The 13,296-nt window shown below is 52.5% G+C and carries 8 protein-coding genes; 5 read left to right on the top strand and 3 right to left on the bottom strand.

Annotated elements, in window-relative coordinates; genetic code table 11:
* The first annotated feature begins 40 nt into the window (after positions 1–40).
* Positions 41–2,287, top strand: a complete 2,247-nt coding sequence (locus BZG74_RS03180) for a CehA/McbA family metallohydrolase (RefSeq protein WP_077771300.1) — start codon at positions 41–43, stop codon at positions 2,285–2,287.
* 134 nt (positions 2,288–2,421) lie between these two features.
* Here BZG74_RS03180 and BZG74_RS03185 read toward each other — a convergent pair whose 3' ends face one another.
* Positions 2,422–4,032, bottom strand: coding sequence for a methyl-accepting chemotaxis protein (locus tag BZG74_RS03185; RefSeq protein WP_077771301.1), 1,611 nt, complete (start codon positions 4,030–4,032; stop codon positions 2,422–2,424).
* 252 nt (positions 4,033–4,284) lie between these two features.
* Between BZG74_RS03185 and recB the strand changes: the two genes are divergently transcribed.
* The gene (gene recB / locus BZG74_RS03190) at positions 4,285–7,872 is read left to right on the top strand and encodes an exodeoxyribonuclease V subunit beta (protein WP_077771302.1); all 3,588 of its coding nucleotides are present in this window, start codon (positions 4,285–4,287) and stop codon (positions 7,870–7,872) included.
* A complete protein-coding gene (gene recD, locus BZG74_RS03195) occupies positions 7,869–9,707 on the top strand; it encodes an exodeoxyribonuclease V subunit alpha (RefSeq protein WP_077771303.1) in 1,839 nt (612 codons plus the stop codon). The genes recB and recD overlap by 4 nt, the downstream gene beginning before the upstream one ends.
* A gap of 15 nt (positions 9,708–9,722) precedes the next feature.
* Here recD and argA read toward each other — a convergent pair whose 3' ends face one another.
* Positions 9,723–11,048 carry an amino-acid N-acetyltransferase gene (gene argA, locus BZG74_RS03200; protein ID WP_077771304.1) on the bottom strand — a complete coding sequence of 442 codons (1,326 nt, stop codon included), beginning with the start codon at positions 11,046–11,048 and terminating at the stop codon, positions 9,723–9,725.
* 252 nt (positions 11,049–11,300) lie between these two features.
* Between argA and BZG74_RS03205 the strand changes: the two genes are divergently transcribed.
* Positions 11,301–11,657, top strand: coding sequence for a DUF2850 domain-containing protein (locus tag BZG74_RS03205; protein WP_077771305.1), 357 nt, complete (start codon positions 11,301–11,303; stop codon positions 11,655–11,657).
* Positions 11,658–11,688: 31 nt separating this feature from the next.
* Here BZG74_RS03205 and BZG74_RS03210 read toward each other — a convergent pair whose 3' ends face one another.
* Positions 11,689–11,913 (bottom strand): hypothetical protein, encoded by a 225-nt coding sequence (locus tag BZG74_RS03210; protein ID WP_077771306.1) that lies wholly within the window; start codon positions 11,911–11,913, stop codon positions 11,689–11,691.
* A gap of 235 nt (positions 11,914–12,148) precedes the next feature.
* On the opposite strand from BZG74_RS03210, the gene mltA reads away from it, so the two are divergent.
* Positions 12,149–13,228, top strand: coding sequence for a murein transglycosylase A (gene mltA / locus BZG74_RS03215; protein ID WP_077771307.1), 1,080 nt, complete (start codon positions 12,149–12,151; stop codon positions 13,226–13,228).
* Positions 13,229–13,296: the final 68 nt, after the last annotated feature.

A 13,296-nucleotide genomic window follows, 5' to 3' on the forward strand; every position in this document is an offset into this window, starting at 1 on the left:
AAATTCACATAACAAACCATGAAAAAAAGGAAGTGCCTTCATGCATAAATTATCAAAAAGCGCAGTGGCAACCTTAGTCTCTGGCCTTTTGCTGGGTGCCTCAGCGCACGCCGACGTCAGTATTACTCAAGGCAAGACTGCGATCCCCGATGGCGAGGCAACCCACGCCCAAGACATCACTGTGAAGAACGAGCATGTCGCGTTCGCATTGGCGGTCGAGTCTGCGCCACCATGGGGTGTGCCACGTGGCACCTTGGTGGATCTTGCGGCGGTGAAAAATGGCAAAATTGATCTAGACCGAGTCGCTTTTGCAGATTTCATCCCTAATAGCTGGTCGGCCTGGCCGAACGATCGCAAGTCGATTGATATTGTTGAAGACAGTGATGAAAAAGCGGTGATTAAAGTGAGCCGTAACTTCGACAAGGTCGACATTACCACTTGGTATACCTTGGAAGCCGGCTCTGATTCGATTGGGCTGAAAACCGTGATGAGCAACCAAAGCGAAGACGATCTTGAGCTGGAGTCAGGCCACACAATCTGGCCCGATACGGGTTATCAGTTTGCGGTGCCGGGGCTTGAAGGCAATGAAGAAGCGATGGCGGATAACGCCCTTGCCGATCGCATGGTGGCGTATGACCGCGATTGGGCGTTCGCACTGCATGCGCCTTACTTTGATCGCATCAAATACAACGGCCGTGATATGTATTTGGGCCACACGCTTAAAGCCGGTGAGACCCGTACCTTTGATTCAAAGCTGCAGGTTGTTCCCAACGGCGATATGGCACCGATTGTTAAAGCCGAAGCTGAGCGTCATGGCGAAGCGACGGGTACCATTAGCGGCCAACTTCGCGCCGACAATGGTAAGGTGCCTGCCGATGCGATTGTGATGATTGAGAAAGACGGCCACCCTTACGCGTGGACGCTTGCTAAAAATGGTCGGTACAACATGGCGTTGCCAGAAGGCAAGTACCAAGTCTATGGCACGGCAACCGGCCATGCCAATAGCCAGCCACAATCTATTACCGTCAGTGCTGACAGTGAGCAGACTCTGGACTTCACATCGCTGAAAAGCCCAGCGACGCTTGCACTTAACGTGGAAGAAGCGACCTCTGGTGTAGCCAAAGATGCGCGTGTGACTATCATTGAAGGTCAAGCGCCACCGGTTGAGTTCTTGGGTAAACGCACCTTCTTCACTGACTTACTGCCAGCCGGCCATGCCGAGCTAAAACTGGCACCGGGTGAATACAAGCTGGGCATTAACGCTGGTGCGGGCTTTACCGCAGAATCACAAACCTTGGATGTGACGCTCGAGTCGGGCAAGACCAACCAACAAGTGGTGAAAGTGCCTCAGGTTACGTTCCCAAATCGTAACCATTGGTATGGTGCTGATTTGCACCACCACGGCAATGTGCTAGAAGGGGTAACCCCACCAGAAGTCGTGGTGCGTGCTCAGTTGGCAACCGACTTGGATCTGACCTTTATCAGTGATCACGACTCCACCATTAATCACAAAGTGTTTGCTGACTTATCAGCAAAACGTGGTGTGCCTTTCATTCCATCGATTGAGATCTCGCCATCATGGGGTCACATGAACCCATTCCCTATCGACAATGGTACCGCGCTGACGGTCGACCCGGGTACTGATGACGTACATACTCTGATTGATGCCGCGCATGAGATGGGCGCAGAAGTGGTGCCGATGAACCATCCATATAACGATTATGGCTACTTCACCAATATCGCCAAAGGTGCGGTGCCGGGTGGTAAGACCGACCGTTTCGACCTAATGGAGCTTAACGCACGTGTCGATAACGAGCCGACGCTTGAAAAAGCGCACAAGCTTTGGGATCAAGGCGAAGCCATGTACCTCACTGCGGGTACCGATACCCATGATGCGTGGAACCAGCTCACCGGTCGTATTCGTATGATGGCTAACGTTGATGGTGAATTGACACCGCTCGCTTTTGCTAAAGCGTTAAAAGCCGGTCACGGCTATGCCACCCAGGGGCCAATCTTGTACCCACAAAACATCATGTTTGGTGAAACTGCCAAGGCAGGTGATAAATGGGATATTAACGTGGTCGCCGCTGATGGTCTCAAAGAAGTGCGCTTAATCGGTCAAGGTGGTGAGGTGCTTAACACCATCACTATTAACCCGGAAGAGAGCACACAGCGTCTTGAGTTATCACTGCCTATTCCTGCGGATGCAGAAGGCTGGATTAACCTAGAAGTGGAAGATAAAGACGGCAGCACGGCATGGACCAACCCAGTTTGGCTTCAGTCGTAAACGCCGAGTATCAATAAACGAACCAAGGCCAGCGATGCTGGCCTTTTTTGATCGTGACGTGTCTGAGGGAGCCATCGCTTACTGACAAGGAATCACCAAGTAGCTTTGGTGACCCTGTCATTGGTAGAGCTTTATCAGTGCGAAAACTGAGAGAGACCTTGCTTGACACGGTGGCTGAGTGACAGTGCTTTGTCAGTCAGCTCTCGGGTGTCATCGCTGGCTTGGGCGTTTTGATGAGACACTTCGGTGATAGCTGCCAGGTTTTTGGCGACTTCCTCGGCGGCCGCTGCTTGTTGAGTGGTTGAGGTGGCTACTTGGCCATTCAAAGCGGCAAGCTCTTGAACCTGAGTTTGCAACGCACCCATGTCACGGCGCGCCGCTTGCGCGTCACTGACACATGTCTGTGTTTGTTGTTGACCGTCCGCCATACTACTCACCGCATTTTCAGCTCGAGCTTGCAGCGTGCCGACAATATCACTGATACGCGTCGTTGATTCTTGTGTTGATTGCGCCAATTGGCGAACTTCATCGGCAACTACCGCAAACCCGCGCCCCGCTTCACCTGCTCGTGCCGCCTCAATCGCTGCATTGAGCGCGAGTAGGTTAGTTTGTTCAGAGATGGTGTTGATGACAGTCGTGACATCACTGATTTGTTGGGTGGAGTCGGCGAGTTCACGTAAGATCTCGGACGTATCATCAACACGTTGCTGCACGGTTTCCATCGCGCTGGTGGCGCGTTGCAAACTGCTATCAACATCGTTAATGAGCTGTGTGGCGCTATCGGTTTGCGAAGCATTTGACTCAGTAAGGTATTGCACATCACGCACGGCGGTAGAAAGCTCTTCAACGGCGCTTGCCACAGAGTCGAGAGTGCGATTTTGCTCTTCAACTGCACGGGCGGTGCTGGCAGCAAGGCTTGCAACCTCTTCACTGCCTTGATGTTGTTCGCTCACATTGGCATCTACTTGCGAGATTAGCTGCTGCAGTGCATCCAAAGCTTGGTTGGTATGTCGAGTCATGTCGCTTATCTCGTCATTACCATGGACTGTTGCGCGTTGGGTGAGATCGCCATCTGCGAGTGAGGATATGACCCCGCGTAGCGCCATTAATGGTGTCAGCATTGCACGGGTGAGAGCGCTGGCTAGCACGATCATCACCGCGCTAATCAAGGCGGTAACGCCTGCCGCTTTAAGTGCTTGTTGCCAGGCTTGTGCGCGTAGGTCGTCGAGGTAGAACCCTGAACCTACCATCCAACCCCAAGGTTCAAAACGCTTCACCACACTGAGCTTTTCAACCGCTTGATGACTGCCTGGCTTTTGAAATGTATACCGCGCGATCCCCCCATTGGCTTGATTAGCGGCCTGGGTCAGCGCGGGTAAAATCGATTGGCCGTCGGCATCAAAAATTTGTCGCGTATTTTTGCCTACGGCGCTCTCGGCGCCAGCAATCATCACATCGTTACGATCGACGATAAAAAAGTAACCGGTTTGGCCATATTTGAGTGCGCTGACAGCATGAAGAACGGATTCGGGGGGCGTGTCTTGGTTGGAGTACTGCCGGTGCATAGCATCAAGATAGTGCCAGGCCATATCGACTTTTTTGTGCATCTGGGCGATGCGCTCTTGCTTGATGGCTTCAAAATGGGAAAAAGAAAGGTAAGCGGCCAAACTGACGAGACTCAATACGGCTAAGCCAACTAAAAGTAAGAGCTTATTACGCACCGAGAGTCGGTGGATGAGCGGCATGGTGATACTCCCTGTATGAGTTTTATATGAGTGATAGTTATAAGAATCCCATTATTAATAGAATTGAAACTAAATATCAAGTTTCGATAATGATTATTAATATCATTTGAGGAGGGGGGTGGGAGCATGAATAAAAGTCAATGAGTCGGGCAGGAAAATCTTAGCGAGCTCAGCACTGTTGTCTTGGTTAGAATATGTTTTAACCCAAGGGGTTGCTACAATAGCGGGCAGACTAGGCGATGAAATAATGATATGGAACCGCAGATCCTCAACCCGCTCACCTTGCCACTTGATGGCGTCCGATTAATCGAAGCCTCCGCCGGCACCGGTAAGACATTTACGATTGCTGGCTTGTACTTGCGATTGTTGCTTGGGCATGGCCGCGCGGCGCCGTGTCGGGTCGAGCAAATACTGGTGGTGACGTTTACCGAAGCGGCAACCCAAGAGCTAAAAGACCGTATTCGGCGTCGCATTCATGAGGCGCGCTTTGCCTTTATGCGCGGTGAGAGTGACGATCCTATCATTGAGCCTTTGCTGGCAGAGATTAGCGATCATAAAACCGCGGCGCAGCGACTGTTAGAGGCCGAACGTCAGATGGACGAGGCGGCCATCTATACCATTCACGGTTTTTGTCAGCGGATGCTGACCCAAAATGCGTTTGAATCGGGCAGCCTGTTCAGTCATGAATTTGTCACCGACGAGCGACAGATCAAAGCGCGCGCGGTGGCCGATTTTTGGCGTCGTCGTTTTTATCCGCTGCCTAAATCGTTAGCCGGTGTGGTGAGCAGCTACTGGCCCGCACCGGAAGCCTTATTAAAAGAGATTGCGCCCTATTTATCCGGGCCGGCTGTCACGGTCAAGGCGCCTGATCTCGGCGAAGATCTCATGGCGGCACACCAAGCGGTGATTGCCAAGATTGATGCGGTGAAGCGCGCATGGCGCGAGGCGGGGGAGCAGATCACCGAGCAGCTTAGCGCCGCTAAGCTCGATGGCCGCAGTTATCGTGAAGCTCATCTGGCGAACTGGCTGAATGTGATTGAACAATGGGCCAATGCCGAAACGCTTGATTACCAGTTGCCCGACAAGTTGGAAAAATTCGCCCAACAGACATTAGCGGCCAAGAGTAAAGCTGAGCCACCGAGTCTGGCGCTATTTGATCAAATTCAGGCATTGGTTGATCAGCCGCCGACGTTAAAACCGGGATTAACCGCGCTGGCGATCAAAGAAGTGCGGCAGCTGCTCCGCCAAGAAAAACGTCGCCAAGGGTGGCTCTCGTTTGACGATCTCCTTTCTCAACTTGCCTGCGCACTTGACCAAGATAGCCAAGGCCAGTTGGCTGCGCGTATTCGCAGCTTATATCCGGTGGCAATGATTGATGAGTTCCAAGACACCGACCCGCTGCAATATCAGATTTTTAGTACTGTCTATCAGCCACCAGTGGCGGACGGTGCCCCTGTATTCGCAGACGCAGACACAGAGGAAGAGGGTGAGCGCACCGGTTTAATGATGATTGGCGATCCTAAACAGGCGATTTATGCCTTTCGTGGCGCCGATATCTTCACCTATATTCATGCCCGTGCACAGGTGAGTGATCACTATAACCTCGCCACCAACTGGCGCTCGACAGATAGCATGGTACGCGGAGTCAATGCCTTGTTCTCACGTGCTAAGGCACCGTTTGTCTATCAAGACAGTATTCCCTTTTTAGAGGTGGCCTCTTCGCCTAGCGCCAAACAAAAAGCGCTGGTGGTGGAGGGAAACGAGCAGCCCGCGCTCACCTTTTGGCATCACAGCCCGGATGAGTTGTGTGCCAAGCAAGATTTTGAACAGACCTTGGCGGTGAGTACCGCACAGCATATTACTCAGGTACTCAACCAATCGGTGGCGGGCAATAGTTATCTACAAACACCTTCCGGCCGAGCCGACATTCAGCCGCACAATATCGCCGTGTTGGTGCGCACCGGACGCGAGGCACAGCTGGTTAAGCAAGCACTGGCCGAAAAAGGTGTGGCGTCTGTGTATCTTTCTAACCGTGATAATGTGTTCGCCAGTCCCGTCGCCAGCGATATTGAGCGCATCTTAGTGGCGGTCATGCAGCCTGAAAACGAGCGTAAGTTACGGGCAGCGCTAGCCAGCCCTTTATTTGGCCTGACCGCTGAGCAGCTGGCGTTACTCAATCAAGACGAAGCCTTGTGGGAGCAAGAGGTGGTGGCCTTTAGCCATTACCGTGATACTTGGCAGCGCCGTGGGGTGATGCCGATGCTTCGCCAAGTCGCCAGTGCCCGCCAAGTGGCAGAAAACTGGTTGGCGATGCCGCAAGGCGAGCGCTGTGTGACCGACTTTTTGCATATCGCGGAGTTGCTGCAAAGTGCCAGCCAGCAATTGGACAACCCACACGCGCTGATCCGCTGGCTACAAGAGCGAATGGCCGAGCCGGCTCAACAATCGGAAGAGCAGCAGGTGCGGTTGGAGTCGGAGCGTGATTTGGTGCAAATCGTCACCATCCATAAATCGAAAGGCTTGGAATACGATCTGGTTTACTTGCCGTTCGCTTGTCAGTATCGCGAAAGCAGCCAACCGTTTTATCATGATGAACAGTATCAGCCGGTGCTGGCGCTGGATAATGTCGATGAAGGCAAAGAACGCGCTGAAAAAGAGCGGCTAGCTGAAGATATCCGCTTGCTGTATGTGGCGGTGACGCGCGCCGTGTATGGGTGTTTTATCGGCTGTGCGCCCCTTAAACAAGGTAACAGTCGGCAAAAAGACTCGGCCTTGCACTTAACGGCCCTCGGTTATTTGCTCCAGCATGGAGAAGCCGGTGATGCTAGCCTGCTGGCCGAGAGTTTGGCTGGATTGGCGAGTGCGAGCGATGCGGTGGCGGTGGTCGCGCCGCCTGAACCGGATGATAGCCGTTATACTCCTCAAATGGGCGCTCACGAGGCGCTAAGCGCGCGTCAGTTTGACGGCAAGATTGACCGCCAGTGGCGCTTAACCAGTTACTCAGGGCTGTTAAAACAAAGCCATCACATAAGCGCTTTACCAACATTGGCCAGTTATGACTTGGACGCGGACGATGATCTCGCTGACGAGGAGACGGCGGATGTGGCGGTGGATCCTTGGTCAGTTTTTGCGTTTCCCAAAGGCGCGCGAGCCGGTACCTTTTTACATACCTTGTTTGAAGAGGTGGACTTTACCGCTGACTTGATGAGCGAAGAAGTCGCTGAGCTTATTGCTCATCACCTTAGCTTGGAAAACTATGACCCGCAGTGGTGCCCGATATTGCAGCAGTGGATGACACAGGTATTGAAACACCCGCTCAATGAGCAAGGGCTGAGGCTGAACCAAATTGACAATGCCAGTCGGTTAACGGAGATGGAGTTCGTGATGCCTTTGGCTGCACTCGACTGCCAGCGATTGAATCGACTCGCCGCGCGATATGATGCGTTATCAGCGCGTGCTGGCCAGCTCACCTTTGACACGGCGCGCGGGATGTTAAAAGGCTTTATCGATTTGACCTTCCGCGCCGACGGCAAGTATTACGTGCTGGATTGGAAGTCAAACCATTTAGGGGACAGTGTGGCCAATTATCATCCTGATGCGCTCAAAGAGGCGATGATCGCACACCGATATGACTTTCAGTACCAGATCTATACCTTGGCGCTGCACCGCTTTTTGCGCCAGCGGATCCCAGATTATGACTACGACACCCATGTGGGGGGCGTGTTTTATTTCTTTTTACGGGGCGCCAGTTATAGCGGCGAGACCGGTGTGTTCGCGCATCGTCCCGATAAGGCGCTGATTGACGCCTTGGACAACCTCTTTGCTGGAGAGTCGGCATGAAACAAGCATTAATGACGCTTTACCAGCGCGGGGAATTACGAGCGATTGATGTGCAATTTGCTTGTTTGATGGGCGAAGAAGAAACCCAATTAGATAAGGCTGCTATCACCGTATGGGCGGCGCTGCTGAGTCGCGAAGTGGGCAAAGGCCATGTCTGCCTTGATTTGCACCAGTGGCAACCACCCAGTGACGTCGCTTGGCAGCCTTTATTGGTGCACATTGATAGCCAAGCACCAAGCGAGCAATTGGCACAGGCGTCGGTGGTGTCTGACGGGACGCAGGCGACGCCCTTGGTGCTTGCCGGACATCGACTGTATTTACATCGCTACTGGCATGCCGAGCAGCAAGTAGCAGGGCACATTCGCCAGCGTCTCACGGCGCTGCCGGTACCGGATGAGGCCAGACAAACCCTAGATAATTTATTTACCGCCTCACAGGCAGAGGTAGACTGGCAAAAAGTGGCGGCAGCCACCGCGTTGACCCAGCCTTTTGCGGTGATTTCGGGTGGGCCGGGTACGGGGAAAACCACCACCGTCGCCCGTTTGTTGGCGGCGCTGGTGGCGTCGCACCACGCCGAGCGTACAACGTCTGCTGCGCTCACCATCAAGCTGGTCGCTCCGACCGGCAAAGCGGCCAACCGATTGACTGAATCACTAGGACGGGCGATTGCCGCTTTGCCTGTTGATCATGACGTGAAAGCGGCGCTGCCGACCCAAGCCAGTACCATTCACCGATTATTAGGGGCGATTCCGCAGCGAGTCGCGTTTCGCCATCATAAAAATAACCCCGTGCATGCGGATGTGTTGATTGTCGATGAAGCCTCGATGGTGGATTTACCCTTGATGGCGCAGTTGTTCGATGCCTTGGCGCCCTCAACACGTATTATTTTGCTGGGGGATAAAGATCAGCTTGCCTCTGTGGAAGCGGGGGCGGTGCTAGGCGATATTTGTCAGTACGCAGAGGCGGGCTATCCAGCGTCGCAAGCGGCGCGTTTAAGCCAGCTAACAGGCTTTGACGTAGCCGAAAACCCGCACGCGCCAGCGATTGCCAGTGCCCTGTGCTTGCTGCGCAAGAGTTATCGTTTTGATGCCCAATCTGGCATTGGCCAGCTCGCCTTTGCGGTGAACCGAGGAGAAATGGCTGAGGTGGGGGCGGTGTTAAAACGCAGCTATAGCGATATTGCCCACCATGTGTTGAGTGATGACAGCTATCAGGCCCTGATGCAACAAGCGGTGACAGGATATTGCGATTACTTAACGACACTCGATAATGCAACGCTCGAAAACCCGTCATCAATGGCGGACGTGCTGAGTGCCTTTAGCCAATTTCGTTTGTTGTGCGCATTGACTGAAGGTCCATTTGGTGTCGCAGGTCTCAACCAAGCCATTGAGCAGCACTTGGCGTCGGCAGGGCTGATCGCCAAAGAGCGTGACACTTGGTATCACGGTCGGCCGATCATGATTTTGCAAAACGATCATTCCCTGGGTCTGTATAACGGTGACATTGGAATTGCGGTGCAGCAACGGGGGATCACCCGGGTGGCGTTTGAAACCCACGATGGCGAGGTGCGCTATTTGCTTGCCAGTCGTCTGCCCGCCCATCAAACCGCGTTTGCGATGACGGTGCATAAATCACAGGGATCGGAGTTTGCGCACACAGTGTTGGTGTGTCCGCCCAGCATTTCACCGGTGATCACTCGCGAGCTGATCTACACCGGTATCACGCGGGCGAAGCGCCAGCTTGATCTTTACGCGTCTTGGCCGGTGCTGCGCCACGGTGTGAGCGCACGCACCGCAAGGTATAGTGGTTTGCCAGACGCCTTGATAGCGCCTTGAGTATGGTGAAATCCGCTAAAGCGCTAAGGTCAGCACCTTAGAGCGGCGCTGATAGTTGTACAGCTCTTGGCGAGTGTTGGGGAGTGCTGACACATCGGAGAGCAAAAAGCCTTGTTCCAAAAACCAATGCAAACTGTGGGTGGTGAGCACAAAAATGGTCTCGAGCCCTTTGGTTTTGGCACGTTGCTTGAGGTGATTGAGGAGCATGACGCCGCGGTCGCCATCACGGTAGTCAGGATGAATAGCGACACATGCCATCTCGCCGGTGCGCGCGTCACTAAACGGATAGAGTGCGGCGCAGCCTATCACTAACCCATCCCGTTCGATGATGGTAAAGCGTGGGATTTCTTGCTCCAATTGTTCTCGCGATCGGCGCACCAGGATCCCTTGTTGCTCCAAAGGTCGGATCAAATCCAAGATCCCACCGATATCGTCAATCTGGGCTTGGCGCACTTTTTCGGCACGCTCCATCACGATCTGGGTGCCGATCCCCTCAATCGAGAACAGCTCTTGGATCAGGGCGCCATCTTTTTTATAGCTAATCAAATGACTGCGGGTGACCCCGGCGCGGCATGCAGCAATTGCGCCTCGTAAAAAGCGACTGGTGCCAGAGCCAGTATCGCCAGCGGCTTCTCTCGCTTCTAGAAGTGGCTGGGCTTGGGTGGGCAGTAACTCAGAAATCACCTCATTGTCTTGGTTTAAGACCCCTTGTTCGGAGCAAAAGCCAATCAACTTGTCTGCGCGTAACCGAATCGCGACTTGAGTCGCCACTTCTTCGGAGGTGAGGTTAAAGCATTCGCCTGTGACTGAGCTGGCTACTGGCCCCATCAGCACAATCGCGTTTTGATCGAGCTGGCGCTGAATGCCGTCAATATCGATGCGGCGAATTTTGCCACTGTGGCAATAATCAATCCCATCATCGACGCCCAACGGCTGCGCGATGACAAAATTACCACTGATCACATTAATCTGGGCGCCGGCCATTGGGGTGTTGTTGAGCCCCATAGATAAACGCGCCGTAATGTCGAGCTGCACTTGACCAGCGGCTTGTTTGACTACTTCAAGTGCGTGGCTGTCGGTGATGCGTATTCCTTTGTGATATGGCGTTTCCAGTCCGTACTGATTGAGTGCGCGATTGATCTGTGGACGGGCACCAAACACCAATACCAGCTTCATGCCAAGGCTATTGAGTAGGGCGATATCATTAACGATATTCTGAAAGTTATCATCCGTCATCGCCTCACCGCCCAGCATGATCACCGCGGTTTTATCTCGGTGAGCGTTGACATACGGCGCCGATTGGCGAAACCCTTTAACCAGTGCGGTACTTCTTATCTTCACGCGTTACCTTGTTTAAATATTCACTAATATTGCCTTTTTATTCTTTTTGTTCGGTGCGTGTCAACCCCCAAGCAAGTAGATAATTGCAGAGGAGAGGCAAGTATGTACTCTGCATCGTGATGGTTTTTGCACTACGTTTATCATTATTATCGCAATGTTTGGGAACTATCTCTCAAGATTCGCAAGTGGTTTATCAATGTGGGTCAGTTATTTCGTTAAAATCACAATAAAACCAATAAGTGAGGTTGTAGCGTGCGGTTAACCAAACAATTTATCATGCTGGTGATTGTTCTCGTACTGGGCTGGGTGAGTTTTACCGTAGCCACCCGCCCAGAGCTGTTTGCGCCACACATGACAGATAAACAGCTTTATGGTGAGTGGGTAGAGCAGGATGTCGCTTCCTACACTGCCGATCGGTTTGAAATACGCCCTGATGGCGTTTATACCAATGGAAGTAAAGCCACCACCGAGTACCAGTTTGATGGCACTAAGCTTAAATACTCGATAGGTACCGAAACCTACCTATACCGAGTTGAAGATGCAAAGACACTCGAACGTGTTGAGCCAGCGCACTATACATCCTTTTTTGCCAAAGATAAGCGCTCATAAGAGGGAAACGTTATCCGCTACGCGACCTGGATCAGTAGTGCTGTGATTCCAACGTGGTGAGCAGCTCGTTGACTGAGCACTGTTTTGTCGCTACCTTCCGCAAGAGATCAGCGGTTTGCGCATCACCACCCAGACAACGCTGAATACTGGTATTAATCACCTGGCGTGTGCAGCCTTCGCTCGCCATCATTCGGATCCATTGGTACTCTACTGCATCACTATCAAGTAGCGTTGAACGCCCAACTTTTAAATCCATCGCTGCTTTACTCCTTTGTGTTGCACTTTCTATGCAGTTTTGTTGCAAGGTCAGTACATAATAATTATATGACACTTTTATGAATGTCGCCTGCTTCAGGCAGGTAAGCGAGATTTGATCACATTTAATGTGTATTGATTTGCAGGCAGTTACAAACTTAACCTCGAGAACTGATTGCCAAGCTGGGTGGTTTTTGCGAGCCTTAGCGCTATTAACTCACTGATTGGAATATAGTGTGAAAAAAGCGTTAGTCGTGATGGCATGTGTGGCGGCGTTGGCAGGGTGTGTTCGTCCTACCGACCGAGGTCAACAATATGTCGATGGGCGATTTGAATCTATTCTCACCCCGGTATCACAAGTGGTCTCTGAAAGCCCGCGAGATTTTAGTCTATTCAATGATCAGTTGGCTGAGGTGACCGCCAACTCACCCTCGCTAGTGGCGGAGCATCAAGCGGTTTATCAGCGTTTGCAAGCCTGGTTAGACGCGGGAGGCGAGATTGAGGCACTTGCGGATTATGGCTTGGGGGTGAACCAAATGGCAGGGGGGGATGACTTTGGAAACGTGATGTTTACCGGTTATTTCTCGCCGGTCATTGAAATGCGCCACCAACCGGATGCCCTGTTCCGCTATCCTGTGTATGCCAAACCACCTTGTGATGAGGACTGTCCAGACCGTGCCGCCATCTATGACGGTGCTTTGGACGGGTTAGGCTTAGAGCTAGGTTACAGCGCCTCTCTTATCGATAATTTTATTATGGAAGTGCAGGGCAGCGGCTTTGTCCACTTTGGCGATAACGACCAACTGGAGTACTTTGCTTACGGTGGCAAGAATGGTCACCCTTACGTCAGCATTGGAAAGGTATTGATTGAAAGCGGTGAAGTGCCGCGTGAAAAGATGTCGCTAAAAGCGATTGAAGACTGGGTGGCGGCTCACGATGAAGAGGAAGTGCGTGATCTACTTGAACAAAACCCTTCGTTTGTTTTCTTTACCCCTAAGGCGGCTGACCCTGTCAGTGGCACGGCAGGTATTCCATTGAAAGCCGGGGCGTCTGTGGCGGCGGATAGACGTTATTTACCCATGGGTAGTGTGCTACTTGCTGAAGTGCCTCAGTTGGATGAGCAAGGCAACTGGACGGGCGAGCATGTACTCAAGCTATTAATGGCATTAGATACCGGTGGGGCGGTGAAAGAAAATCATTTGGATTTATACCATGGTATGGGGAGTGAAGCAGGCGAGCAAGCCGGGCACTACAAGCACTTTGGCCGGGTTTGGAAACTGGACGCCTTAGCGCCACCAATGGTGAGCCAGCCATAATAACGGGTTAGGTGAGGCCCTTAGAAAATAGAAAAGCGAGCGTTTAACGCTCGCTTTTTGGTAAGCGG

This window comes from Salinivibrio sharmensis, from assembly GCF_001995985.1.
Classification (GTDB): domain Bacteria; phylum Pseudomonadota; class Gammaproteobacteria; order Enterobacterales; family Vibrionaceae; genus Salinivibrio; species Salinivibrio sharmensis.

What these genes read in the sequence shown, in the direction of transcription:
- BZG74_RS03180 (WP_077771300.1), top strand. Translation starts at nt 41, where the DNA reads ATGCATAAATTATCAAAAAGCGCAGTGGCAACCTTAGTCTCTGGCCTT.
- BZG74_RS03185 (WP_077771301.1), bottom strand. Translation starts at nt 4,032, where the DNA reads ATGCCGCTCATCCACCGACTCTCGGTGCGTAATAAGCTCTTACTTTTA.
- recB (WP_077771302.1), top strand. Translation starts at nt 4,285, where the DNA reads ATGGAACCGCAGATCCTCAACCCGCTCACCTTGCCACTTGATGGCGTC.
- recD (WP_077771303.1), top strand. Translation starts at nt 7,869, where the DNA reads ATGAAACAAGCATTAATGACGCTTTACCAGCGCGGGGAATTACGAGCG.
- BZG74_RS03210 (WP_077771306.1), bottom strand. Translation starts at nt 11,913, where the DNA reads ATGGATTTAAAAGTTGGGCGTTCAACGCTACTTGATAGTGATGCAGTA.